Raw genomic sequence first — 23,984 nt, 5'->3', positions numbered from 1 at the left:
CTTACGCAGCCGGCGGCGTATCGAAGCGGTACGTCGTCTGCAGCGCCGATGCGCGCTGGCCGAAGCTGTCGGTGAAGCGCGTCAGCTTCGGGTAAGCATCGAGCGACACGGTGGGGCGGAAGCGCAGGTGCTCGATCAGGCAGAACAGCGTGAGTTCGAGCAGGCTCGAGTGCCGCGCTGGCGGCAGCGTGGCGAGCACCGCGTCGATGCGCGCATCCAGCCACCCCAGCACGTTGCTCATGCCGTCGGCAGCCTTGGCGAAATACAGGTTGTCGGCCGGCAGCTTGGCCGCCTGCGTGCCGAACACCAGCTGCACCTGCGCGGCCATCGCGTGCCACACCAGCTCCTGTGCGTTGCGCGCTTCGACGCCCGGCAGTTGCTCGGTCCACACCATGTGCAGCCGACCCGGTGCCAGCTCCGCCAGCGTGCGGGCGATGTTCTCCGCACCGAAAGCCACCTGCCCGTCGCCCAGCCGCAGCACCGGCAGCTTCATGGCCGGGTTGCCGCCGTAGTCGGCGGTGTGGCGCGAGCCCAGGTCGTAGACCGGCTGGAACGCGCAGTCGACGCCCAGCTCCAGCGCCAACATGCGCGGCACGCGGGTGAAGTGGGAGCTGCTGCGGCCGATCAGGCAGGGCATGGCGGTCATGGGGAATCTCCAGGCGGGGAACATGAGCTTACCGGTGCCATGCGGCAATGCGCGGCAGCGTCCGCAGCACGCGGCTTGCCTACACTGCGGCGATGACTCCGCGGCGCCTTTCCCTTCCTTGCCTCCTCGGCGGCCTGGCCCTGCTGGCCGGCTGCCAGTCGGCCGAACTGCCGTCCGTCCCGCTGCCGCCGCACCCGATGCGGCCGGTGCCAGACGTGGCCGGCATCCGGCTCGGCGACACGCTGGCGTCGGTGCAGGCGCGCTTTGCCGGCGCGCACTGCAAGGCGGTTGATGCCGAAGACATCACCGAGCAGTGCGTTATCGGCGGCCTGCCGTTCGCGCAGGCCGGCGACGCCGTGGCGTACGTGAGCTTCGCGGGCGAGCGCACGGTGATCGTGCAGGCGTACGGGCTGCCGGCCACTGGCATGGCTCTGATGGTGCAGGCGCTCACCGCCCGTTACGGCGCGCCCGACGACGAACGCCACCGCCCGCCGCACGCGCGGCCGCCGGCCGTGAGCTGGTCCACCGACGACTGGTTCCTGGTCGCCACGCCGGCAGGCGAGGGACAACCGTTTGCCGGCGCCATCCTCTACCAGCGCGCGTTCGTGCTGGATGTGCAGCGCGCGGCGGCGCGACGCGGCGAGAACGTGTCGGACTGATCGCTTACCGCGCCGGCGGACGACGGGCCTGCCACGGGGCCGCCAGCTCGAGCTCGGCGGCTAGCTGCAGCAGGGTGGCCTCGTCGCCGAATGGCGCCACGAACTGCACGCCAAACGGCAGCTCCGGCCCGCCCTCTTCCACCGCGGCCCAGTGCAGCGGCACCGACATGCTCGGCGTGCCGGTGAGGTTGGAGAGCTGGGTGAACGGCACGCGCGCGAGGCTGGTCTCGACCAGCTCGTCCACCATGCCGGTGGCCAGCAGCAGACGACCGGCGCCCAGCGCCAGTACCACGCGCGCCAGCGCGCGCTGGCCCGGCGGCGTGTCGATCTCGCCGATCCGGTTGGGCGGCTGCGCGGTGGTGGGCGTGAGGTAGAGGTCGTACTGCCGGTGGAAGTCGGCCAGCGCCAGCGTGTAGTCGTTCCACTGCGCGTGCCGGCTCACGTACTCACCAGCGCTGATGGTGCGCCCGAGCAGGCCGAGCACGCGCGTCTCCAGCTCGAACGCATCCTCGCCCGCGCCGGTCAGCGCGCGGGCGCGCGCCATGCCGGCGGCCACCTGGCCGAAGTACATGGTGATGAAGCTGCGCGCCAGCGCGCGACCGTCCACCGCCGGCTCGGCCGGCTCCACCACGTGGCCGAGCTCTGCCAGCAAGGCCGCCGCGCGCTGCACCGCGGCCACGCACCCGGGATGCACCGGCGTACCCAGCGGCGAGCGCGTGCTGAAGCCGATGCGCAGCCGCCGCGGCGGACGCGCGATCGCCTCGGCATAGGCCTGCGCCGGCGGCGCGATGGCGAACGGCGCACCGTGCCCGGGGCCGGCGATGGCGTCGAGCAGGCGCGCGGAATCGCGCACGCTGCGGCTGATAACGTGCTGGCTGGAGGCGCCTTCCCAATGCTCGCCGTCGGCCGGTCCGCAGGGCACGCGCCCGCGCGAGGGACGCAGGCCGAACAGGCCGCAGTACGCGGCCGGAATGCGGATCGAGCCGCCGCCGTCGGAGGCGCCCGCCGCGGGCACGATGCCGGCAGCCACCGCCGCGGCCGTACCGCCGGAGGAGCCGCCCGGCGTGCGCGCCAAGTCCCACGGATTGCGCGTGGGCTGCGGCCACAGCCGCGGCGAGGTCTCCGCCTTCAGCGCGAACTCCGGCGAGGCAGTCTTGCCGAACACCACCAGCCCAGCGTCGAGGAAGCGCTGCACGATGTACGCGTGGCGATCGGGCATCCAATCGCGCAACGCGCGGCTGCCGGACGGGCTGGGCACGCCAGCGAAGTCCTGCCCCATGTCCTTGAGCAGGAACGGCACGCCGGCAAACGGGCCGGCCAGAGGCCCGCGGGCCCGCTCGCGGGCGATCGCCTCCATCGGCAGGCAGATCGCCGCCAGCGCCGGATTCACCTGCGCCGCGCGCGCCAGCGCGGCCTCCAGCACCTCGCCGGCACTCACCTCGCCGCGGGCGATCAGCGCGGCCAGCTCGGTGGCGTCGTAACGCGAATACTCGGCGAACATCGGTGGACCCCTGCGTGATGGAGCAGTCGCCATCATAGGGGCGCATGCGGTCGAACCTGCCGAGGCAAAGCGTCCTGCGCGATGCAAGCCTCGCGATGATCCAGCGCCCTGATCCACAGCGATCGCACCGGGACCCGGCGCCGCGCGCATGCCCTTGGTTGCGTGGCTCGCCGCGGAGCGGGTTCAGCGCGCCGCCACGCTCACCCGCAGCGAACTCCACGCACCGCGCGCAGTGAGCGCCGTGATGGTGTGCGCGCCCGGCTGCTCCAGCGCCAGCGCGATGGAGTGCGCGTCCTCGGTGGTGCCCTGCAAGCGGCCGTCCAGCAACCACTGCACGGTGCCCGTCGCGCCCAGCGCCTTGAGCGTGACGCGCAGCGGCTGACTGCTGTTGGGCGCGCGACGCAGGCGCGCGCCGTCGGTGAGGCCGGCGATGCGGATGGCGCTGGCGTTGTCCAGCGAGTCGGCCGGGCAACCCGGGGCCAGCGGCGGCAGCGCGGCGGCAGCGCGGTCGTCCTGGCTCAGCCACGGTGTGGCCAGCGCCGGCCAGCGCGCCAGCTGCAGCGCGTGCTCGCCCGCGCCATGACAGGTGGCGCTCAGTCGCCGGCCCTGCGCATCCACGCGCAGCGTCACCAGGCCGGCCGACCACGCGCCGAGGTCGCGCTCGGCGAAGGTGGGCGGCAGCGCATCGTCCAGCACCCAGGCGCTGCGGTGCTGGCGGCACAGCGCCGGATCGGTCGCCGCCTGCGCGCCGCCCAGCGGCCAGCAGATCTCCACCGAGCGCACGCTGGCCGGCTGCGCGAAACGGGTGGCCGGGCCGCGCGAGGGCAGCATGTCGGCGATCTGGAACAGCAGCGGCAGCGCGGTGATGGCGCCGTACTGGCCGGGCGACGGCGTGCCGTCCGGGCGGCCGATCCACACGCCGATGGTGAACTGATCGGTGACGCCCACCGCCCACGCGTCGCGGTAGCCGTAGCTGGTGCCGGTCTTCCACGCCACCGCAGCGTGGCGGTTGACCGCGCCCTCCAGCGGCGCGCCCTCGACGTCGGCCGGGTTGTGCGCCAGTACGTCGCGGATGATCCACGCCGCACCGGGCGACAGCAGGCGACGCGGTTGCGCCACCTGCTGCGGCGTGTAGCGCGGCGCCACTGCGATGCCGCGGTTGGCCAGCGCGGTGTAAGCACCCACCAGATCCTCCAGCCGCGTCGAGGCGCCGCCCAGGATGATCGACAGGTTCGGCTGCGCGCCGGCCGGCAGGCCCAGATCCAGACCGCCGGCGGCAAGCCGTGCCACGAAGCGGTTCGGCCCCACCCGGTCGAGCACGTCCACCGCCGGCACGTTGAGCGATCGCTGCAGCGCCTCGGCCACGCCGACCGGCCCGGAGAACGCTTCGTCGAAATTGCCCGGGCGGTAGCCGCCGAAATCCTGCGGCGCGTCCACCAGCAGGCTCTCGGAGGTGATCAGGCCATCGTCCAGCGCCAGCCCGTAGAGGAACGGCTTGAGCGTGGACCCGGGCGAGCGCGGCGCCTGCACCATGTCGATGTAGCCGTGCCGGTCCGGGTCGGCGAAGTCGCTGGTGCCCAGATACACGCGCGCCTCGTGGCTGGCGTTGTCGACCACCAGCAGCGCGGCGCTGGTGTGCTGCGGCAGGCGCGCGAGATAGCCGCTCACGCGATCCTCCGCCGCACGCTGCAGGTTGGCGTCGATGCTGGTGGTGATGCGCCGCTCGCCCGGCTGCTCGCGATGCAGCCGCTCGGCCAGCAGTGCCGCCGACAGCGGTGCGCGCAGCGAGCGGGCGACCACCGGCTCGATCCGCGCGTCGCGCACCTGTTTGGCCGTCCAGATGCCCTCGTCACGCAGGCGCGAAAGCACCTTGTCGCGGGCGGCACGTGCCGCCTCGGGATGGCGGTCCGGCCGCAGCCGGCTGGGCGCCTGCGGCAGCACCGCCAGCAGCGCCGCCTCGGCCCGCGAGAGGTTCTTCGCCGGCTTGCCGAGGTAGGCCCAGGAAGCCGCCTCCACGCCCTCGATCGGCCCACCGAACGGCGCGTGGTTGAGATACAGATCAAGGATCTGCCGCTTGCTCAGGTGCGCCTCCAGCTGCAGCGCGCGCAGGATCTGGATCGCCTTGCCACCGACCGTGTGCGGAATCGGATCGATGATGCGCGCCACCTGCATGGTGAGCGTGGAGCCGCCCGAGACGATGCGCCCGTGCAGCAGTCCACCGGCCATGCCGCGCGCCAGCGCGTACGGATTCACGCCCGGATGGCGGTAGAACCAGCGGTCCTCGTAGCCGAGCAGCGCCTTCAGATAAAGCGGCGACACGGTGTCGACCGAGGCCGGGTAGCGCCACACGCCGTCGCTGTCGGCGAACGCGCGCAGCGGCGTGCCGTCACGCGACAGCACCACGGTGCTGCCGCCGTCCGGGGGCGGCAAATGCAGCGGAAACAGGCGGTCAAGTAACAGCGCACCAAGCAACAGGAAGACCATGCTGATCGCAAGCCGGCGGAGCCAGCGCCGCCATCTTGTCCAGCATGCAAATGTCATCCCGTTCGCCTCCGGCGCGCCTTTTGCCACCTCAGCACCAAGGACGCTTGACGTAACTTTCGCTAGTGGCGAACGACCCTGGTCGCTCCACTGCGACGAACGTGGTCCAGTAAGTAGGGTTATCGCATTCGATGGAGATGCGATATCCGGCGACACGCACCACCGCGCGCCCGCTGGCTGATCGAATATGTCCAGCCGCAAAAGCGCTGCGAGTAGACAGTGGAACCAATGCGTTGGTCGCCATCACCTCGTTGGTAAAGCGAAGGGAGCGAATGCGCCCCCTCTGAAGCCAGTACGGCAGCTTCTCGGCACCGGCAGGGTCGGGCACAAAATAGAGCACCGGCACGCCATAGTCGGAATCATCGTCGGGATCATCCGTCTGATAGCCGTAGTGCCATATACCGGCAACCTCCAACCGCCCTTGGAACCGTCCGGCACCGTAACGTCCGAGTTCCACGAACCGCATGGGGCTGGAGTCCGGAGCTCGATAGTCCACACCGTCCTCGACGTGGATAGTCCGGCCGTTTGTCGTCGCTGCCGCGACTGCTCCCGACGAAATGATCGCGGCGAGGAAACCTGCAGCGACGGTCAACCCGGCGGCTACCGAGTGAGGCCTGCTCACGGTTCCACCACCTTGATCTGCGCCGGATCGGTCTTGCCGATGCCGCGCAGGGCCGGGCGGTACATGTCTTCCACCAGCGGCGGCGGCACGGTGTAGGTGCCCGGCGTCACCGCGCGGACGAGGTAGAACACGTGGGCCGCGTCGCCGCGATCGAGCTTCAGCGCGGCGGCGTAGCGGTCGTCGCGGTACTCCTCGTGCACCACGTTGGCGGCCGAGTCGTGCTGGTCCAGGTTGATGCCGTCGATCACCACGCCGGCCCACTGCTGCGCGCCGGATAGGTTGAGGTTCTCCACTTCCAGCCCGCCCGGCAGCAGGTCGGTGACGAGCGCGTCGGGGATGTCCATGCGCGCCTCGATGGTGAGCTCGGCGATCAGCGTGTCGCCTTCCTTGAGCGTGCTGCCGTCCCACGGCTTGCCGTCGGTGGTGAACCAGCGGCGGCGCACGTCGATCTGGCTGTCGTCGGCGGGCGGCGCCTGCTGGGTGATGCCGGCGACGTCGAGCGTGGCGAAGATGGTGGCGCTGCCGGTGGATTGCAGACTCACGCCGGACTTCAGCTCGGCGGCGGTCAGGTCGCGGCTCCACACGCGGCGATCGGGCGAGGCCTCCGCCTTGCCGCCCACGCTCAGCGAGGCAGCCAGCGGTGCCGCCTCGCCTGCACCGAACGCCTTGGCGACGCGGGCGATCGCCGACTGCTCCTGTGTGCTCAGGTACGACCACGACCAGCGGTACAGCGCATCCTGCTTCTGGCGCTCGCGCACGTGGCTGTCCACGTTGCGCGCCCAGTCGATCAGTTTGGCGTCGTACTCGGGCTTGTTCAGTCCGTAGGTGTGGGTGAGCGCGACCATCAGCGCGAGGTCGCGCAGGTCCGAGCCGTAGTCGCCCACGTACCACGGGCGCTCCTTGGTCCAGGCGAACGCCTCGGCGATTGCCTTCTGCGCGCGCTCGTTGTCGCCCATCAGCTTGAACGCCACGCCCAGGTGCACCAGCGGCAGCGGCGCCACCAGCTTGCTGCGCTCGTTGTCGAAGATCGCGCGCAGCGTGCCCAGCGGCGCGCGGTTGACGCGGGCGAGCACGAAGCCGGAATACGCCTCATCCGCCAGGCGCATGTGGTCGTGGTGCTCGTAGCCGTAGTACGGATGGCCGCCGGCCAGCAGGTCGTCGCTCAGGCGCTGCAGCGCTTTCTGCAGCACGTCCTGCGGCACGGCGAAACCGGCGTCGCGCGCGTCGAGCAGGAAGTCCACCACGTACGGCGTGGTGAAGGTGACGATCGGGCTGGTGCCACCCCAGAAGCTGAAGTGGCCGTTGCTGGCCTGGAATGAGGCGATGCGGTCCATCGCGCTGTCCACCGCCGCCTTGCGCACGGCGTCGTCCATCGGCGTCACACCCAGCGCCTTGGCCGTGGCGCTGTCCATGATCAGTGCCGCGTAGCCCTTGCTGGTGGTCTGCTCGATGCAGCCGTAGGGATAGCGCAGCATGTCGCGCAGCGCCGCGCCGTAGGGCAACGGCGGCAGCGTGCTCATGCTCAGGCGCGCCCGCACGGTGTCGGGAATCAGTCCGGCCAGCAGATCGCTGCCGATGCTCAGCGCCTTGCCGGCCTCCAGCGCCAGCGGCTGGTTGCGCAGCACCTCCGGCCAGGCCGGGCGCACGGCGAACTCGAAGTGGCGATCGACCTGGTAGTCGTTGAGCTGGGCGTGGATGTCCACGCCCGCCACCGCCGCACCGGCGCCGGCGGTCACCGGCAGGGTCAGCGTGGTGCCGGCCCCGTCCTTGAGCGCGAGGGTCTGCTCGCCGTGCTCGATGCGGATCGGGCCGGTGCCGGTGACGCGCACCTTTGCGGTGCCGTCCTTGCCGGAGAGATTCTTCAGATCCAGGCTGATCACCGCCTTGTCGCCGCCGGCCATCACGCGCGGCGTGCTCGGCTCCACCACCAGCGGCGCACGCACGGTGACCGCGCCGTCGGCGTTGCCGAAGCGGCTGTCGGTATAGGCTAGCGCACTCACCCGCAGGCTGCCGTTGAAGTCCGGAACATCCAGGTGCACCTGCGCGTTGCCCTGCGCGTCGAAGGCGACCGGGCCGGCGAACAGGTCGACGATCTGCACCTTCGGGTTGATCCGCGCGGCCTTGGGCAGCGCATCGCCGCTCATGTCGCCGCCGTAGCGCAGGCGCGCGGTGTCGCCGTCCATCGCTTCGATCAGGCGGCTGTAGAGGTCGTAGGCTTCCGTGGCGAGCGCGCGCTTGGCGAACATCCACGCCCATGCATCAGGCACGGCGTAGTCGGTGATGTTGATCACGCCCTGGTCCACCGCCGACACCGTCACGTAGGCCTGCTTGCCGGCCAGCCCGGTGGCCTGCACGGTGACGTCCAGCGGGTTGCCCGGGCGCATCAGCGCGGGCGCCTTGATAGTGAGCGGAATGCGCCGGTCAGTGCGGTCCATCGCCACGTATTCCACGCCCATCGCACGTGCCGGCGTGGTGTGCTCCACCGCCTCGCCGCCGCGGAACACCAGCGCCACCACGTACACGTCGTGGCGCTCCCACTCCTTGGTGACGGGGATCGAGAACGTGGCGCCGGCCTTGGCGTCGATGTTCTTGGTGTAGAGCAGGTGGTCGGACTCGACCAGCAGCACGCCGGGGCCGTCGTGCGGCGGGGTGACGGTGACCTTCATGGTGTCGCCCGCGCGGTAGCGCGCCTTGTCCAGCGCCAGCTTCACCTTGTCCGGGCGCGCTTCCTTGCCGAGGTTCTCGTCGTCCCAGCTGTAGCCGGCGAAGAACGGGAACACGGTGGTGAGCTTGGTCTCCGGGTCGTACACCTCGACGCGGTAACTGCCCCACTCCACCGGGAACTCCACGCGCGTGTTGGTGCCGGCGCTGACGTCGACGTCCTTCTCGTCGATCAGCTGCAGGCGCTGGTTGGCGTCGGATTTCCAGCCGCCGTCGCGCTCGTACAGCCAATAGAAATCGCGCAGCTCCCGCTGCAGGCGCACCTTGAGATGACTGCCGGCGACGCGCTTGCCGTCGGCGCCCACGCGAACGATCTCGAAGCCGACCGGGCTCTCGCTTTCCGCGCCCTGCTTGGGATCGAACTCCGGCCGCACGCCGACCAGTGCGTCGGCCGGCCAGTAGGTGCGCTTGAGCAGGCGTGTCACCGCGCGCCCGCCGCTCTCGTACACGCTGCCGGACAGCGTCACCGCCAGCGGAGCGACCGGCTTGACGTCATCGGGCAGCGGCACGTCCTGGGCGAGCTGGCCCTGCGCGTCGAGCTTGGCATCGATCACGTCGTCGGCGGATTTGGGCAGCTCGACCGTGGGATCGCCGAAGAAGGTGTCCTTCATGGCGTCCACCGGATGCACCTCCGGCGCCACCAGCAGCTTGGCGGTGAAGCGGTTGCCGTCGGCTGGCGCGCCGTAGAGATAGCTCGACGCCACCTTCAGCTGCAGCGGCTCGTTCGGCGCCAGCCGCTGCTGCGGGCTGTCCAGCGCCACCTTCAGCCGCTCGGGCAGGAACTCCTCCACGTGGAACGGAAACGCCTGCACCGACTCCTTGCTGGCCGGGTCGAGGCGGAACTCCAATTGCCACAGTCCGGTCGGTGCATCGGCCGGGATCGCTTCGCTGAGCTCGAAGTAGTTGAGCTGCTTCGGTTCCAGCCGGGTGTCCTGCAGCGTGCGGCCATCGGGCTGGCGCACGCGCACGAACAGCGACTGCGGCTTCATCGGATGACCGTCGGCGTCGCGCAGCAGCGCCGAGGCGCGCAGCGTCTCGCCGGGGCGATACAGGTCACGGCCGGACCACGCGTACACCTCGAACGGCGCCTGCTTGCGCCCGGTGATGTCGAAGTTGGACACGTCCAGCGCCGGCCGGTTGAACGGCAGCACCGAGATGTCCTTGCCGTGGCGTGCCACCAGCACGTCCGAATCGCGCACCTTGTAGGCGATCAGCGCGTTGCCGGCGTCGTCGGTAGTGGCCTTGAGCGTGGGGTTGCCGGCCTCATCGCGGATCTCCACCTCGACGCCGCCCACCGGCGTGCCGTCGCGCAGCGAGGCCACGTGCAGCAGCACGTTGTCGCGGTATACGCGCAGGTGCAGGCCGAGGTCGCTGACGAAGAAGGTCGCCGTGTCGTAGCCGCCCTTGAACGTGCCGGCGGCCTTGACCACTGCCATGTACACGCCCGGCTCGGCCAGCTCGCGGATGTTCTGCACCGGCAGGTAGGTCACCGTGCGCTCGTTCGGCGCGCCCTTGAGCGCGTAGTGGTTGGCATAGACCGAGTCGGCCATGTCGGTGAGCGCGCGCTTGCTGCGACTACCGTTCGGGCCGCAGGCGTCGTAGGTGTAGGGGTCGTGGTCCAGCTCGTAGCTGTCGCGATGGCCGTTGCGCGGGTAGGAACAGAACAGGTCCGACAGTGCGTCCTCGTGCACGCGGAAGAACTCCACGTCGGCGTCGTGCACGTTCACCGAGACCAGCGGCAGGCCGCGCGTGCCGCGCGCCGGCAGCACGCTGCCGTGCGAGGCGAAGCCCACCGCGCCGGGCAGGTTGCCCGAATAGATGTCGCGCTTGACCGCGTGACCGAGCGTGCGCCCGTCCGCCGCCAGCAGGCCGGGCTTGATCGCCACCGCGTAGCGGGTGTCGGGGGCCACGTAGGGAAAGCTCAGCGTGGTGCCATCGTCGCTCAGGCCCCAACTGCCGCTCACCGTCTCGCCGGAGGGGCCGGTCACCGCGAGCACGTCGTCGAAAGCCTGCGACGAGGCGAGCTTGGCGTTGAACACCAGATCGAGCTGGGTGCGATCGTTGCGCACCGAGGAGCTGCCCGACATCAGCATGAAGCCGGCCTTGTCGCCGGCCTGGGCGGAAGTCGAGGATCCGGCCGGTGCGCCCTGCAGGGTTGGCTTGTCGCCCTCGTGGCCGCGGCCGCAGGCGGCGAGCAACAGCAGGCACAACGCCGGGACAAGCAGATACCGCGGCCAGCGGGCAGGCCGGTGCCGCGCAATCGACAGACGTGACATGAGAAACCTCTCCCTGGATGTGGCAACAGTATGGCGTCCATTCGTGGCGGCCGGATGGCGCCCACGGGGCGCGCCGCCCCGGGAATTCTGGCACGGCGGAGCGCGACGACGGAGCCGGCGGGCCGGGCGCTGTCGATCTGCGCTGCCATGGCTCGTCGTCAGCGAAACCCAACTGGAGAATCGCGCCCATGCCTGCCCTGCCCCGCCTCTATGCCCACCCCTTCTCGTCCTATTGCCAGAAGGTGCTGGTGGCGCTCTACGAGAACGGCACGCCGTTCGAGCTGCGCATGCTGGAGGACCCGCAGGCACAGGCCGAGCTGGCCGCGCGGTGGCCGATCAAGCGTTTTCCCGTGCTGGTCGACGGCGAGCGGACGATCCTGGAGGCCACCTGCATCATCGAGCACCTGGACCGACACTACCCCGGCGCCACCCGATTCGTGCCGGACGATGCCGAAGCCGCGCTGGAGGTGCGCATGCTCGATCGCTTCTTCGACAACTACATTTCCACGCCACAGCAGAAAGTGGTGTTCGACCGCATACGACCGGAAGACCAGCGCGATCCCTTCGGCGTGACCGAGGCCCGTGCCATGCTCGACACCGCCTATGCCTGGCTGGACCAGCGCATGGCCGGGCGCACGTGGGCGGTCGGCGAGCGTTTCAGCCTGGCCGACTGCGGTGCCGCGCCTTTCCTGTTCTATGCGGACTGGACGCACCCGATCGACGCACGTTTCGCCAACGTGCACGCCTACCGGCGGCGCCTGCTGGCGCGGCCGTCATTCGCCCGCGCGGTGGACGAGGCGCGCCCGTATCGCCACTACTTTCCGCTGGGCGCGCCGGACCGGGATTGAGCGAGGCGGTCAGCGGCCGGGGCGGCTGTTCGGCAGGGCCTGTGCCGGAGCCGGCTGAGGGGCTTGGCGCATCGGCCGGTCGCCGATCCACGGGGCACGCCAGGTGGGGAAGTCGTGGTGCCGATAACGCATGCCGCGGTAATTCAACCCGTCGGCCCGCACCAGGGCGAGGCGGTGGCCGTCCTCGTTCTGCCAGATCCATTCGCCGGAGGGCACCGGCGAGCTGGACAGGTAGACGAAGCGCGTGTCGTATTCGCCGTCCGGCCGCGCCGTGGCCTGCATGCCGAGCTTCATCACGAACTGGCTGGCCACGGGCTTGCCGTGATCCATGGCCGGCCCGGTGATCCACTGATCCACGGTCTGCCGCAGCAGGCGGTCGAAGCGCGGCGTCAGCTCGATCGCCGAGGACAGGCGCGTCACCTTGCCGTGCGTGTCGACCTTCACCAGCACCGGCAGCACGCGGTCGCGGAAACGGTTTAACGACATCGACTCGGCGACGGCGGCACCAGCCGCCAGCGCGAGCACCCCCGCAACAACAAGCGTAGTCATCGATTTCATGGCGGAATCCTCACTGGACGGTCGCCGATGCGCGAGGCATCACTTGCGTCATTGGGCGCCGCCGCACGTGGAATCGCAACTGCCGCAGCGCCGCAGCATGGCGAGATCGACAAGGAACCAGGGACCGCTCGTCCGCCCCATTGCGCCGGACGATGCAACAAACCGTCGCCCGAATCGCGGTTTTTCCCCGGCCGCGCACTGCCTATCGTCCTGTCGCTGCCGCCACGGCACTCTTCAGGGGATCCTCGCCATGTTTCGTCGCACCGTCCTGGCTTTTGCACTGCTCGCCTCCTTCGACACTGCCGCCGCGGCCACCGCGCCGCTCACGCTGGAGGTCTACAACCCCGGCGCGAAATCGATGTTTCCGGTCTCCTCGGAAATCGTCAGCGGCGCGCACGACGCCGTGCTGATCGACGCACAGTTCCAGCGCAACGACGCCCAGGCGTTGGTGGACAAGATCCGCGCCAGCGGCAAGACGCTCACCACCGTCTACGTCAGCCACAGCGATCCGGACTATTACTTCGGGCTCGACGTCATCCACGCCGCGTTTCCGAAGGCGCGCATCGTCGCCACCGCGCCCACGGTGGCCGCCATGAAGGCCATCATGCAGCGCAAGCTCGATTTCTGGGGCCCGCAGCTCAAGGAAAACAAGCCGCACGCGCTGGTGCTGCCGCAGGTGCTCAAGGGCGACCACCTGACGCTCGAAGGTCACCGCCTGCAGATCGAGGGTCTGGACGGCCCCACCCCGGCGCGCAGCTACGTGTGGATTCCCTCGCTGAAGACCGTGGTCGGCGGCGCCGTGGTGTTCAGCGGCTCGCACGTGTGGGTGGCCGATACGCCCACGCCGGAAGCACGCCAGCAGTGGCAGGCCACGCTCAAGACAATCGAAGCGCTCAAGCCGGTGCGCGTGGTGCCGGGGCATTACCTGGGCGAGGCGCCGGCCGGGCTGGCGGCGGTGAAGTTCAACGCCGACTACCTCACCACCTTCGACGCGCAGGCGAAGCAGGCGAAAACTGCCGACGCGCTGATCACCGCCATGGAAACCGCGTACCCCGACCTGCCCGAGCGGTCGTGGCTGGAGCTGGGCGCCAGGGTGGTCAAGGGCGACATGAAGTGGCCGCAGTAAATACCCTGCCGGTCAGCGCGACGCCATCGCGCTGAGCGGCTTGCGCGGAGGACTTCTGGCACCGCACCAGCACGCACACTACGCTGCGGGCTTCGTCCCGCCGGCACGCCCGCATGTCCGATACCGCCACCGTCTATCGCCAGCGCGCCAGCGCCCGACCGCGTATTGAAGCCGAACCGCCGATCCGGCATGTCGCGGTGGTCGGCGGCGGCACGGCCGGCTGGATGACGGCGCTGCTGCTGGCCCATTCCGGCTACGGGCCGCGGCTGCAGGTGACGGTGCTGGAATCGCCGCAGGTGGGCATCATCGGCGTCGGCGAGGGTTCCACGTCGTGGCTGCGCGGCTTCTTCGAGGAGCTGGGCATCGAGGAGTCCGAATGGATGCCGGCCTGCCACGCCACCTACAAGAGCGGCATCCGCTTCGACGGCTGGTCCACGCGACCAGGGCACGAAAGCTACTTCCACGCCTTCGCCTCGATGCTCGACAACCTCACGATGACCCAGTTCGTCGACCACGTGCATCGGCGGCTGGACGGCGAGGACGTACACGCCCACCCGGATCGCTACTTCCTCGCCACGCGGCTCGCGCACGCGTGCAAGGCGCCGCGGCCGCGCCATGAGTTTCCGTTCGACGTGTGGTACGGCTACCACTTCGACTCGGTGCTGCTGGGCGCATTCCTGCAGCGCAAGGCGGTCGAGCGCGGCATCCGCCACCTGCCGCGTCACGTGGTGGCGGTGGATCGCAACGAACGCGGCGACATCGCCTCCCTGCAGCTGGAAGGCGGCGAGACGCTGGCGGCGGACTTCTTCGTCGACTGCACGGGTTTCGCCGGCCTGCTGATCGACAAGACCTTGCAGACCCCCTACGTCTCCTACGCCGACGCCCTGTTCAACGACGCCGCGGTGGCGATGCCCACGCCGCTGGACGGGCCGATCATGTCGCAGACGATCTCCACCGCGCTGCGCCATGGCTGGGCGTGGACCATCCCGCTCACCCGGCGCCATGGCAATGGCTACGTCTACAGCACCGCGTTCTGCACGCCCGAGCAAGCCGAGACCGAGCTGCGCACGCAGCTGGGCCTGCTCGACGCCGACGTGCCGGCGAAGCACCTGCGCATGCGCACGGGCCGGGTGGAGCAGCACTGGCACCGCAACTGCCTGGCGGTGGGGCTGGCGCAGGGCTTCATCGAGCCGCTGGAGGCGACCGCGCTGATGCTGGTGCAGCGCACCGCCAGCCTGTTCGTCGACGCGCTGGAAAAGGGGGATCTGGGCGCCGCGGCGCAGGCCACCTTCAACACCGCCGTCAATGCGCAGTTCGACGGCACCCGCGACTACATCGTGGCCCATTACAAGACCAACACCCGCACCGATACCGACTACTGGCGCGCCAATGCCGCCAACACCCGGCTGTCCGAGCCGCTCACTCGCCTGCTCAAGACCTGGCTGGCGCGCCGGCCCATCGTCGGCGGTATCCAGCAGGGTACGTTCGGCCAAGGCTATCCGGTGATGTCCTGGTACAGCTTGCTCGCCGGCATGGGCCTGTTTCCGGACGACGGCGAACTGCGCGCGCCTGCCGCCCACGAACCGCCGCACAGCCTCGCGGCGATCGACAACCTCATCCAACGCAGCGCGCTCAACTTCCCCGATCACCGCGAACTGCTCGGCGCGATCCCGCCGCGCCCGCGGGAGGAATCGCTGCAGGTGTACTTCTGGTGAGCTTGCCATCGCCCCAGGCCGGGCGTTCCGCGGCGATAAAGCCGTAGTCGCTAACCTCGTTCCCGGCAATGACAGGGAGTGAGCGGTGAACCGCGACGAGCAACGGCTGAACCATCAACTGGACCGCCTCGAGCGGGTGCTTCCCGGCTGGCTGCACCAAATCCTGCTCTGGCTGCGCGCGCCCGGCGCGGCGTGGCTGCGCATCCCGCTCGGCCTGATGCTGGTGTTCGGCGGGCTGCTCAGCTTCCTCCCCATCCTGGGGATATGGATGCTGCCGCTGGGCCTGCTGCTGCTCGCGCAGGACCTGCCGTTTCTCCGTCGCCCGGTGCGGCGCGCGCTGATCGGGGCGGAGCGCCGCTGGATCCGCTGGAAGCGGCGGCGCTGATTTCATCGCCACGGCGCCACGCATGCACCACTCAGGAGCAAGCGTCCGGGCCGCGCTCCAACTGCCGCACCTCGCACTCCAGCTCCCAGCTGTCGCCATGCACCGCCAGGAAGCGCCGGGTCAGCTCGATCGCCCGCTCCAGCGAGGGCGCCTCGAGGATGGCGTAGCCGCCGATGACTTCCCGCGTTTCGGTGAACGGGCCATCGACCACGCGGATGCGTCCGTCGCTCAGCCGCACCCGCTTGCCCTCGACCGTGGGTCGCAGGCCGGCGGTATCGAGCAGCGAACCCTCGGCGGTCATCTCCTCGATCAGCCTGCCCATGTCGCGCATGAGCTGCTCGTCGGGGCGGCGCGTGCCGTTCTCGTTGATCCGGACCATGGAAAGAAATTGCACGATGTCGTCTCCGTCGTGACTCAATGAAAGGGGCTCTGCACCGCTCCCGCAGGAGACCGTGCCATTCCCTCGACGAACCACGGCGGGAAAATTCGACATGCCGGCCCCGTTGCCGTCCGTCGCCGCAGCACCTAGGCTCGGCGCTCTCGTCACTCGGGGGAATCCACCATGCGATCGTTGCGCGTTCTCACGCTGTCCGCCGTCATCACCGCCGCCCTGCTGGCCGGCTGTTCGAAGGAACAGGCCGCACCATCCGGCGACGCTGCCGCCCCGGCGCCGGCCGCCACGGTATCCAAGGCCAGCACCGACAAGACGGTGGCGTTCGGCACCGCCGTGGACGCATTCATCCAGGGCATGTTCGAGCACAACCCGGTGTTCGCCGCCAACGCCGGCAAGCACGAGTACGACGGCAAGCTGCCCGACTACAGCCCCACAGGCCTAAAGGCCACGGCCGACTGGCTGCATGCCCAGCACGACGCGTTTGCCGCGTTCACCGACGACACGCTCGACGCGACCGGCCGCTTCCAGCGCGACTATGTGCTGGCGGTGATCGACGGCCAGCTGTTCTGGCTGGAGCAGTCGGGCTTTCCGTATTCCAACCCGGCGTTCTACACCGGCGACCTCTCGCCGAGCATGTACCTGACCCGCCCGTACGCGCCGCTGGCCGATCGCATGGCGGCCTTCGTCAGCTACGAGGAGGCGCTGCCCAAGGCGCTGGCGCAGGTGAAGGCCAACTTCAAGACGCCGCTGCCCGCGTCGTATATCGACCTGGGCGTGAATTCGTTCGGCGGCTTCGCGTCGTTCTTCAAGAACGACGTGCCGGGCATCTTCGCCAACGTGAAAGACAAGGCGCTGCAGGCGCGCTTCAAGGCCGCCAACGCGGCCGCCATCGCGGCCACGCAGGACCTGGCCGACTGGCTGAAGGCACAGAAACCGCAGGCCACGCAGGACTACGCGCTGGGCGCAGTCAAGTTTGCCGCCATGCTGCACGCCACCGAGCGTGTCGACGTGCCGCTGGATCGCCTCAAGGCGATCGGAGAGGCCGATCTGCAACGCAACCTCGACGCGCTGAAGAAAGCCTGCGACCAGTTCGCGCCCGCCAAGTCGCTGGCCGACTGCGTGGCAAAAGAGGCCGCCGACAAGCCCGCAGGCGGCGCGGTGGAAGGCGCGCGCAAGCAGCTCGCCACGCTGCGCCAGTTCGTGGTCGACAAGAACCTCGTCACCATTCCCGGCCCCGAGCAGGCCAAGGTGGAAGAGGCCCCGCCGTTCAACCGCTGGAACTTCGCGTATATCGAGATCCCCGGCCCGTACGAGAAGAACCTGCCGTCGGTCTACTACATCGCCCCGCCGGATCCGAGCTGGAGCAAGGCCGACCAGGCCGCCTACGTGCCGGGCAAGGCGGCGCTGGAGTTCGTCTCCTCGCACGAGGTGTGGCCCGGCCACTTCCTGCAGTTCCTGCACGCCAACCGCGCGAAGTGGATGTTCGGCCGGCTGTTCGTCGGCTACGCCTATGCCGAGGGCTGGGCGCACTATGCCGAGGAGATGATGTTCGACGCCGGCGTCGACGGCGCCACGCCCGAGGTGCACATCGGCCAGCTCACCAACGCCCTGCTGCGCGACGTGCGCTACCTCTCGGCGATCGGCCTGCACACCGGCGGCATGACCATGGCGCAGTCCGAGCAGATGTTCAAAGACAAGGCCTTCCAGGACCCCGGCAGCGCGCGCCAGCAGGGCGCCCGCGGCACCTACGACCCGGCCTATCTCAACTACACGCTGGGCAAGCTGATGATCATGCAGCTGCGCCAGGACTGGATCGCCAAGCATCCCGGCACCGACGCGCTGAAGGCCTTCCACGACCAGTTCCTCAGCTACGGTGGCCCGCCGATTCCGCTGGTGCGTGCGCAGATGCTGGGCGGCCCGGTCGAGGCCACGCTGTGGACCCAGCCCGCCGCCGCAGCAAGCACCACCGCCGCCCACTGATCGGCTGACTGCTGGAAACAACGCGAGGGGCGCCTCCCACCGAGGCGCCCCTCGTCGTTTGCGTCCCGCGATGCGTGGGCTCCCCTGTCAGCACTCTCCCTGCCCGGCTGCCGCGCGTGACGCGATACGCCGCGCTAGGCTGGTGCCGTCGACAACCAACAGGGGGTTAGACGACATGATCGACAGATTTCAGCACGGCACGCCCGTGCAGCTGTGGCAGGCGCTGGTGCACGAGGCCGGCGAGCGGGCCGGCCATCCGCTGGACGACACGCGCGAGAGCTACCTCGTCTTCGTGCTGCTGCGCTTCCAGCGCGACGCGCAGCTGCTCGCCCACACCCACGGCGTGGACTGGCTGGACGCCCTCGAACTGGCCGGCACCGCGCGCGGAGATGCGCTGCGCGACGTCGGCGACCGCTGCCTGCTGGTCGCCGGCCTGTTTCCCGACGTGGCCGAACGCCGCCGCGTGAACGTGGGCTACTACATCGACATCGGCCGCGCCGCCTACCAGGGCGTGGCCGACGCCGGTCGCCGCGCCACCGCCACGCTCTACGAGCAGCTTGCCGCCAGTTATCGCGAACTGGTGCACACGCTGGCGGCGATGCGCCGGCTCGATGCGCCGATGCTGCTTCGCAAAGGCTGACCTGCCAGAGCGCGCGCCATCGCCTCCGCCCCCGGGCTGGGGCGCGGACGGGCACGGCGATCCGCGTTGAAGAAGCTGCTTTCGCTGCATGCGCGCGCATACAGCGGCCCACCGACACGCGGCGTGCCGGTCGCATCCCGCCCCGTCACCGCCCGCCAGGTGCACAGCGCCATCCGGCGCTAGCCAGCCTCGGGATGCCTTGCGCGCAGCGCCTCCGTCGCCCGTGCCTGTTCTGCGTGACGCTCCACGGGAACCTCAGGAGATCGCATTCATCTGCGTCGAAACCACGTGCCATCCCGTGGCATCATGATGCAGGACGGCAGACCACCATGAGCCACAGAGGCTCCCGCAGACCGCCCCATACTGCACATCGTAGTCACCATCGGCGCGGCGCACCGGCAAGCCGACGCTCATGGCCATCACCCCGAGATCGACCGCGCGTGGATCGTGTTTCGGCAACGCGCTGCCTGGGTGGAGCGGCATGCCCACATCGCCCAGCTTGCCTATCTCGTCGGGTGAGAGGTCCAGCGGTGGGCGATTGTCCGGCCAGCTCATGCTGACGTAGACGGGCATCCGGTTCTGGTGGAGGTAGCCCCTGGAATTCAGCGCCTGGTAGCGGATGAGCGCACCCATCACCCCTTGCAGGTCCGGCGGTGGATGGGCCAAGGCCTTCGACATGGCCACGCGCTGCCTGCGCAGGTTATCCAGCGATGCACTGACATCGCCGCGGATCGCACAAGCGCCGCGGGCGGCTTCGCGATCACGCGCACATACCCTGCCGGTGCGCTCTTCCAGCGTCACCAGCGCGTGCGGCAGCAGCTTGGCGGCCGGGCGATCGACGGTGAAATGCCACTCGCTCCGGACGGGGTCGAACTCGACTGCCCCGATCGAGGCATCACCCGATAACGTCGGTGCGAGCGCGCCCATCGCCGCCTGCATGGCCGTCATCGGATCGAATAATGGGTTGGCTCTGACGGTGATTTCCGCGCCGCCCACAGCGACCAACGGGGTCATCGCACTGAAAGCAATACCCATGAGAAAACAGTTCAAACGGTTCATCAGCATGTTCCTCCATCCATGATGCAATCCCGCCGCGCACCGTCCGCCCGCCCGCCATGAACAGCTTGGATGCAAGTGGTGGCACGAAGGAACTACCGCTTCACGAACAGCCGCCCGAGCAAGCGCACCCGTTCGAAGCGCGACTCGGTGCCGGCGCGCAGGCGCGCGAGATTGCTGCGATGGGTCCAGGGGATGAGCGCGGCAATCGCCAGCGCGAAGGCCAGTCGGGCGATGTCGGCTTGGACGAGCAGCGCCAGTACGAACAGGCTGACTGCGGCGAGCACGGTGGACAGCCCCACGTAGCCAGTGGCCAGCAGGCACAGCAGCCACACGCCGAGAATCACCGGCAGCGCGCCGGGCCATGCCACGGCGAGCGCACCGACCAGGGTGGCTGCGCCCTTGCCGCCGCGGAAGCCGTGGAAGACCGGCCAGACGTGGCCGATCACGGCGGCGAGCGCCGCGGCATACGCGCCCCATGCGTGTGCGCTGGCCGGCATCCAGTGCGCCGCCAGCGCGGTCGCCAGCGCGCCCTTGCCGATGTCGATCAGCACGGTGCCCAGCGCGAAACGCCAGCCCTGCGTGCGCAGCGCGTTGGTGCCGCCGGCGTTGCCGCTGCCCTGGGTGCGGATATCCACGCCGCGCAGCTTGCCCAGCAGCAGGCTGCCGGACAGCGAACCGAGCAGGTAGGCGAACGCGAGCAAGGCAACGATGAGGACGGGAGCGGGGAGCGCCATAACTCAGCCCTCCACCGGCTGCAGGCTCACCACCAGCGTGCCCGGCCCCGCGTGCGCGCCGATCGCCGGCCCGGTCTCCACCAGCCACGACTCGTGACACGGCACCTGCACACGCAAGGCGTCGAGCAGCGCCGCGCCCTCGCCCGCCGCATCGCAGTGGCCGACGATCAGCCGCCAGCGCTCGCCGTCCGGCAGCCGCCGCGCCACGTAGCGGGCGAAACGCTCGATCACTCGCGCGCTTCCGAACAATCCACCGACCACGCCCAGCTTGCCGCTGGGTTTGACCTTGGCGATCGGCACCAGGCCGAGCAGCTCCACCACGGTCTTGCTCCAGGCGGGGAGACGACCGCCGCGCACGGCCATGGTGAGGTCGCGCGTGAGCGCCCAGGTGAGCGTGCGCGGGCGCAGCGCGTCGAGCTTCGCCACGATGGTGGCCGCGTCGACACCGCGCCGCGCCAATTCCGCCGCGGCGATCGCCAGCAGCGCCTGGCCTCCGGCGGCGTTGGCGCTGTCGACGATGAAGGTGCGCGCCGCATCGCCGCGCTGCGCAGCCGACTCGGCGGACTGGATCGTGCCGGACACCGCTCGCGCCACGCCCACGTAAACCACCGCCGGATGGTGCGCGAGCAGGAACTCGAACTGCCGGCGGAAGTCGCCCGGCGCCGGCTGGCTGGTGCGCGGCAAGACGTCGCTCTCGCGCAGCCGCGCGTAGAACTGCGCCGGCGTCATGCCCACCTTGTCCAGATAATCCTGCTCGCCGAAGTTGAGCCGCAGCGGCACCACGTGCAGGTGCAGCGCCTCGGCCACGCCGTCGGGCAGGTCGGCCGAGCTGTCGGTGACAATCGCCACTGCGCTGGCGTCCTCCGCCGTGCGGGCCTGAGCGTGCATGTCGTCGGCCTTGGTCGACTCAACCCGGCCGAAGCGTGAGGCCACTTCGAACAGCTCCTGCGGTGCGGCCACGTGCGCATGCAGCCGCATGCGCGTGCTGGAACCGGCCACCACCACGCAGGAGGCACCCATCGCGGTAACCGCTTCGCGCAGCGCCGCCGGATGCAGGCCTTCGCCGCTCACCAGGCACTCGCTGCACCAGCGATGCGCGGGGTCGGCGTCGGTCATCAGCTCGTCATGGCCGTGGGCTTGCAGCGCATCGAGCTCGGGTACGGGGTTATGCATCGGCACCGCCTCGCCGCCGATCACCGCGCCGATGCCTTCGAGCAGATGCAGAAAGCCCTGTGCGCCCGCATCCACCACGCCGGCCTTTAGCAGTACCGGCAATTGCTGGGGTGTCCTGGCCAGCGCGCGGCGCGTGCCTTCCAGCGCCGCGCCGAACCAGGCGGGCAAATCGCGCACGTCCTCGCGCGCCTCAAGTGACTCGGCGAACGCGGCGATCACGCTGAGCATGGTGCCCTCGCGCGGATCGGCCACCGCCTCGCGGGCCGCCCTCGCGCCGGCCTGCACCGCACGCGCGAGCTGCGCCGGAGCCACCGCGATGCGGTCGCCTAAGCCGGCCCCGACCCCGGTGAGGAACTGCGCCAGGATCGCGCCGGAATTGCCGCGCCCGCCGTCCACCGCATCCTCGCCCACCTGCCGCAGCAGTTCGCCCACACTGCCGGCGCGTCGACTCAACGCGCCGCTCAGCACGCTGCCCATGGTGAAAGCCAGGTTGTTGCCGGTGTCGCCGTCGGCGACGGGGAACACGTTGATGCGGTTGAGCCCATCGCGATGGGCGATCACGCGGTGCGCGCCGCCGATCAGCGCGCGGCGCAGGCCGGGGCCGCGGATGGCGCGCAGGCGCGGAAAGGGAGCGTTGGTCATTGCGCGCGGTGCATCCGGAAAGGCAGACATGCGAGCGTACGACGAGGTATGGAGCGGGCGCATGCTGCATCGCACGCGCACAGGCCAGCACTAAGGCGTGGGGTAATATGCCGGCCCTTCCCGCATCACCACCGGCCGACGCAGCGGCTCCGGAGCTTTCCTTGGCGCACTACACCGGCCCCCTGCTCACCCGCGACACCGGCGCGGCTCTGCTTGACGCCGCCATGCGCGGCGACGCCGCATGGCAGGGCTCGCTGGATCTGGGCCGCGCCACTGCCGAGGCCGCGCTCGACACCGACACCTGGCAGTGGCGCGGCCAGCGCTACCCGTACCCCGGCAAGCTCAAGGAGCGCACGGTCTACTGGTGGGACGGCGAGGAATTCGCGCCGGTGGCGCGCTTCTCCGGCTCGCTGATCAAGCTGGTGCCCACCGAGTGGGGCGCGCCGACCTTCGAGATCGACGGCATCAAGATGCTGCCCACCGCGAAGGAATCGCCGTTCGAGGACGCACGCCGCAAGGTGGCGCTGATCGAGCCGCGCGGAAAATCCGTGCTCGACACCTGCGGCGGCCTGGGCTACTTCGCCGCCTGCTGCCTGGACGCGGGCGCGGCGCGCATCCAGTCGTTCGAGAAGAACGACGACGTGCTGTGGCTGCGCACGCTCAATCCGTGGTCGCCCGATCCGGAGGCGCCGGAGCACGGTGGTCGCCTGCAGCTCGCCCATGCCGACGTGTCCGAAGCGATCGCGCAGATCGCCGACGCGTCGGTGGATGCCCTGCTGCATGATCCGCCGCGCTTCGGCATCGCCGGCGAGCTGTACTCGCAGGCGTTCTACGACCAGCTCGCCCGCGTGCTGCGCCGGGGCGGCCGGCTGTTCCACTACACCGGCAGTCCGAACAGGCTCACCAGCGGTCGCGACGTGCCGCGCGAGGTGGCGAAGCGGCTGGAAAAAGCCGGCTTCAAGGCGCAGCTCGCGCTCGATGGCGTGCTCGCCACGCGGCGCTGAAGTCGGCGCGGCGGATCAACCGGCCGGGGCGGGCGGCAGGCCGAGATCCTTGTGCAGCTCGTCGTGCAGGCTGCCCAGCTCGCCCTGGGTGGAGTTGATGGTGGTGATCATCTGGCGCACCTCGTACAAAAATTCCCGCGGCACCACCGGATTGCCCAGTTGCAGATCGGTGAGGTAGTCGACCATGCGCGGGCCGTTGAACAGCAGCACGGCATCGTGCTGGATCCATGAGGCCAGCTCGCGCACCGACGAATACGCCGAGGAGTAACGCTGCAGCGTGGGCGCGTCGATCCAGCCGACCGACTGGTTGGCCACCGCCACGTCCCAGGCATCGGTGGCCAGGGTGGGGAAATTGAGGTTGAGCGCGAACAGCTCGCGATGCGCGTGGATGTCCGCATTCACCTGCGCCTCGGTCTGGCCCGCCGCAACGTCGGCGCGCACCCGCTTCTCCAGTTCGAGCAGCTTGGCCAGCGCGCCCCGATTCTTCGACAGCGATTGATCGATGTCGTCCAGATCGGCGCGCAGCTCACGGTTCATCCGAGCCTCTGCCACCTCCGCCGCCTCGGTGTGATGCACGTGCTCGATCCACGCTTCGAGCCCGAGCGCGGTGAGGATCGACAACACGATCATCAGGTAATGCTTGGCGAAATCCTTGAGCGATTCAAGCCGGACCTTGGGCAATTCCAGATGCATGTGCGACCCCTCTTTGTGGCGCCGCAGCCTACACGATTCGCAGCCCGCCGCGGCCGGGCATCCGGGC

19 protein-coding genes are annotated in these 23,984 nt (G+C 69.8%); 8 read left to right on the top strand and 11 right to left on the bottom strand.

The genetic code is table 11. The features are described 5' to 3' along the window. Position 1: 1 nt before the first annotated feature. Positions 2–646 (bottom strand): glutathione S-transferase N-terminal domain-containing protein, encoded by a 645-nt coding sequence (locus ISP17_RS15435; RefSeq protein ID WP_404634770.1) that lies wholly within the window; start codon positions 644–646, stop codon positions 2–4. 47 nt (positions 647–693) lie between these two features. On the opposite strand from ISP17_RS15435, the gene ISP17_RS15430 reads away from it, so the two are divergent. Then, positions 694–1,305, top strand: a complete 612-nt coding sequence (locus ISP17_RS15430; RefSeq protein WP_404634768.1) for a hypothetical protein — start codon at positions 694–696, stop codon at positions 1,303–1,305. A gap of 4 nt (positions 1,306–1,309) precedes the next feature. Here ISP17_RS15430 and ISP17_RS15425 read toward each other — a convergent pair whose 3' ends face one another. The 4 genes from ISP17_RS15425 to ISP17_RS15410 form a co-directional block, all read right to left on the bottom strand. Further along, the gene (locus ISP17_RS15425; RefSeq protein ID WP_404634766.1) at positions 1,310–2,806 is read right to left on the bottom strand and encodes an amidase; all 1,497 of its coding nucleotides are present in this window, start codon (positions 2,804–2,806) and stop codon (positions 1,310–1,312) included. Between the two features lie 183 nt (positions 2,807–2,989). Further along, on the bottom strand, positions 2,990–5,347 hold the full coding sequence (gene pbpC, locus ISP17_RS15420; RefSeq protein WP_404634764.1) for a penicillin-binding protein 1C: 2,358 nt from the start codon (positions 5,345–5,347) through the stop codon (positions 2,990–2,992). Between the two features lie 31 nt (positions 5,348–5,378). Next, a complete protein-coding gene (locus tag ISP17_RS15415; RefSeq protein ID WP_404634762.1) occupies positions 5,379–5,969 on the bottom strand; it encodes a hypothetical protein in 591 nt (196 codons plus the stop codon). Further along, the gene (locus tag ISP17_RS15410; RefSeq protein WP_404634760.1) at positions 5,966–10,966 is read right to left on the bottom strand and encodes an alpha-2-macroglobulin family protein; all 5,001 of its coding nucleotides are present in this window, start codon (positions 10,964–10,966) and stop codon (positions 5,966–5,968) included. The genes ISP17_RS15415 and ISP17_RS15410 overlap by 4 nt, the downstream gene beginning before the upstream one ends. A gap of 188 nt (positions 10,967–11,154) precedes the next feature. Between ISP17_RS15410 and ISP17_RS15405 the strand changes: the two genes are divergently transcribed. Next, positions 11,155–11,814, top strand: coding sequence for a glutathione S-transferase family protein (locus ISP17_RS15405; protein ID WP_404634758.1), 660 nt, complete (start codon positions 11,155–11,157; stop codon positions 11,812–11,814). A 9-nt stretch (positions 11,815–11,823) separates the two neighbouring features. On the opposite strand, the gene ISP17_RS15400 is transcribed toward ISP17_RS15405, so the two are convergent. Beyond that, positions 11,824–12,372 carry a hypothetical protein gene (locus ISP17_RS15400; RefSeq protein WP_404634756.1) on the bottom strand — a complete coding sequence of 183 codons (549 nt, stop codon included), beginning with the start codon at positions 12,370–12,372 and terminating at the stop codon, positions 11,824–11,826. A gap of 250 nt (positions 12,373–12,622) precedes the next feature. On the opposite strand from ISP17_RS15400, the gene ISP17_RS15395 reads away from it, so the two are divergent. The 3 genes from ISP17_RS15395 (at position 12,623) to ISP17_RS15385 (ending at position 15,598) form a co-directional block, all read left to right on the top strand. Next, a complete protein-coding gene (locus ISP17_RS15395; protein WP_404634754.1) occupies positions 12,623–13,498 on the top strand; it encodes an MBL fold metallo-hydrolase in 876 nt (291 codons plus the stop codon). A gap of 113 nt (positions 13,499–13,611) precedes the next feature. After that, on the top strand, positions 13,612–15,213 hold the full coding sequence (locus ISP17_RS15390) for a tryptophan halogenase family protein (protein ID WP_404634752.1): 1,602 nt from the start codon (positions 13,612–13,614) through the stop codon (positions 15,211–15,213). 85 nt (positions 15,214–15,298) lie between these two features. Beyond that, a complete protein-coding gene (locus ISP17_RS15385) occupies positions 15,299–15,598 on the top strand; it encodes a hypothetical protein (protein WP_404634750.1) in 300 nt (99 codons plus the stop codon). 31 nt (positions 15,599–15,629) lie between these two features. Here ISP17_RS15385 and ISP17_RS15380 read toward each other — a convergent pair whose 3' ends face one another. Beyond that, positions 15,630–15,992: a YciI family protein gene (locus ISP17_RS15380; protein ID WP_404634748.1), complete on the bottom strand. Its 363-nt coding sequence runs from the start codon at positions 15,990–15,992 to the stop codon at positions 15,630–15,632. Positions 15,993–16,160: 168 nt separating this feature from the next. Here ISP17_RS15380 and ISP17_RS15375 point away from each other — a divergent pair, with 168 nt between their 5' ends. Both ISP17_RS15375 and ISP17_RS15370 read left to right on the top strand, forming a co-directional pair. Beyond that, entirely contained in the window at positions 16,161–17,972 is a 1,812-nt protein-coding gene (locus ISP17_RS15375) for a DUF885 domain-containing protein (RefSeq protein ID WP_404634746.1), read from the top strand. Positions 17,973–18,147: 175 nt separating this feature from the next. Next, positions 18,148–18,612, top strand: coding sequence for a hypothetical protein (locus ISP17_RS15370; RefSeq protein WP_404634744.1), 465 nt, complete (start codon positions 18,148–18,150; stop codon positions 18,610–18,612). 255 nt (positions 18,613–18,867) lie between these two features. Here ISP17_RS15370 and ISP17_RS15365 read toward each other — a convergent pair whose 3' ends face one another. From ISP17_RS15365 to ISP17_RS15355, 3 genes are all read right to left on the bottom strand, one after another. Then, the gene (locus ISP17_RS15365) at positions 18,868–19,677 is read right to left on the bottom strand and encodes a hypothetical protein (RefSeq protein ID WP_404634742.1); all 810 of its coding nucleotides are present in this window, start codon (positions 19,675–19,677) and stop codon (positions 18,868–18,870) included. 86 nt (positions 19,678–19,763) lie between these two features. Further along, complete coding sequence (gene plsY / locus ISP17_RS15360) at positions 19,764–20,405, bottom strand: glycerol-3-phosphate 1-O-acyltransferase PlsY (protein WP_404634740.1); 642 nt, start codon at positions 20,403–20,405, stop codon at positions 19,764–19,766. Positions 20,406–20,408: 3 nt separating this feature from the next. Further along, positions 20,409–22,220: a DegV family protein gene (locus ISP17_RS15355; protein ID WP_404634738.1), complete on the bottom strand. Its 1,812-nt coding sequence runs from the start codon at positions 22,218–22,220 to the stop codon at positions 20,409–20,411. Positions 22,221–22,327: 107 nt separating this feature from the next. Between ISP17_RS15355 and ISP17_RS15350 the strand changes: the two genes are divergently transcribed. Then, the gene (locus tag ISP17_RS15350; RefSeq protein ID WP_404634736.1) at positions 22,328–23,224 is read left to right on the top strand and encodes a class I SAM-dependent methyltransferase; all 897 of its coding nucleotides are present in this window, start codon (positions 22,328–22,330) and stop codon (positions 23,222–23,224) included. Between the two features lie 15 nt (positions 23,225–23,239). Here ISP17_RS15350 and ISP17_RS15345 read toward each other — a convergent pair whose 3' ends face one another. Continuing rightward, positions 23,240–23,917 (bottom strand): RNA-dependent RNA polymerase family protein, encoded by a 678-nt coding sequence (locus tag ISP17_RS15345; protein WP_404634734.1) that lies wholly within the window; start codon positions 23,915–23,917, stop codon positions 23,240–23,242. Positions 23,918–23,984: the final 67 nt, after the last annotated feature.

The sequence above is a fragment of the Dyella ginsengisoli genome, from assembly GCF_044904665.1.
In the GTDB taxonomy this organism is placed as follows: Bacteria; Pseudomonadota; Gammaproteobacteria; order Xanthomonadales; family Rhodanobacteraceae; genus Dyella_A; species Dyella_A ginsengisoli.
Note: the sequence above shows the minus strand (reverse complement) of the source record. Positions and strands in the feature narration are given on the sequence as shown.

Bases quoted from the DNA above. Each gene is read 5' to 3' on its own strand.
- ISP17_RS15345 (WP_404634734.1), bottom strand. From the start codon at position 23,917: ATGCATCTGGAATTGCCCAAGGTCCGGCTTGAATCGCTCAAGGATTTC.
- ISP17_RS15435 (WP_404634770.1), bottom strand. From the start codon at position 646: ATGACCGCCATGCCCTGCCTGATCGGCCGCAGCAGCTCCCACTTCACC.
- ISP17_RS15395 (WP_404634754.1), top strand. From the start codon at position 12,623: ATGTTTCGTCGCACCGTCCTGGCTTTTGCACTGCTCGCCTCCTTCGAC.
- ISP17_RS15350 (WP_404634736.1), top strand. From the start codon at position 22,328: ATGCCGGCCCTTCCCGCATCACCACCGGCCGACGCAGCGGCTCCGGAG.
- pbpC (WP_404634764.1), bottom strand. From the start codon at position 5,347: ATGACATTTGCATGCTGGACAAGATGGCGGCGCTGGCTCCGCCGGCTT.
- ISP17_RS15390 (WP_404634752.1), top strand. From the start codon at position 13,612: ATGTCCGATACCGCCACCGTCTATCGCCAGCGCGCCAGCGCCCGACCG.
- ISP17_RS15430 (WP_404634768.1), top strand. From the start codon at position 694: ATGCGCGGCAGCGTCCGCAGCACGCGGCTTGCCTACACTGCGGCGATG.
- ISP17_RS15370 (WP_404634744.1), top strand. From the start codon at position 18,148: ATGATCGACAGATTTCAGCACGGCACGCCCGTGCAGCTGTGGCAGGCG.
- ISP17_RS15400 (WP_404634756.1), bottom strand. From the start codon at position 12,372: ATGAAATCGATGACTACGCTTGTTGTTGCGGGGGTGCTCGCGCTGGCG.
- plsY (WP_404634740.1), bottom strand. From the start codon at position 20,405: ATGGCGCTCCCCGCTCCCGTCCTCATCGTTGCCTTGCTCGCGTTCGCC.
- ISP17_RS15375 (WP_404634746.1), top strand. From the start codon at position 16,161: ATGCGATCGTTGCGCGTTCTCACGCTGTCCGCCGTCATCACCGCCGCC.
- ISP17_RS15355 (WP_404634738.1), bottom strand. From the start codon at position 22,220: ATGACCAACGCTCCCTTTCCGCGCCTGCGCGCCATCCGCGGCCCCGGC.
- ISP17_RS15365 (WP_404634742.1), bottom strand. From the start codon at position 19,677: ATGCTGATGAACCGTTTGAACTGTTTTCTCATGGGTATTGCTTTCAGT.
- ISP17_RS15425 (WP_404634766.1), bottom strand. From the start codon at position 2,806: ATGTTCGCCGAGTATTCGCGTTACGACGCCACCGAGCTGGCCGCGCTG.
- ISP17_RS15410 (WP_404634760.1), bottom strand. From the start codon at position 10,966: ATGTCACGTCTGTCGATTGCGCGGCACCGGCCTGCCCGCTGGCCGCGG.
- ISP17_RS15405 (WP_404634758.1), top strand. From the start codon at position 11,155: ATGCCTGCCCTGCCCCGCCTCTATGCCCACCCCTTCTCGTCCTATTGC.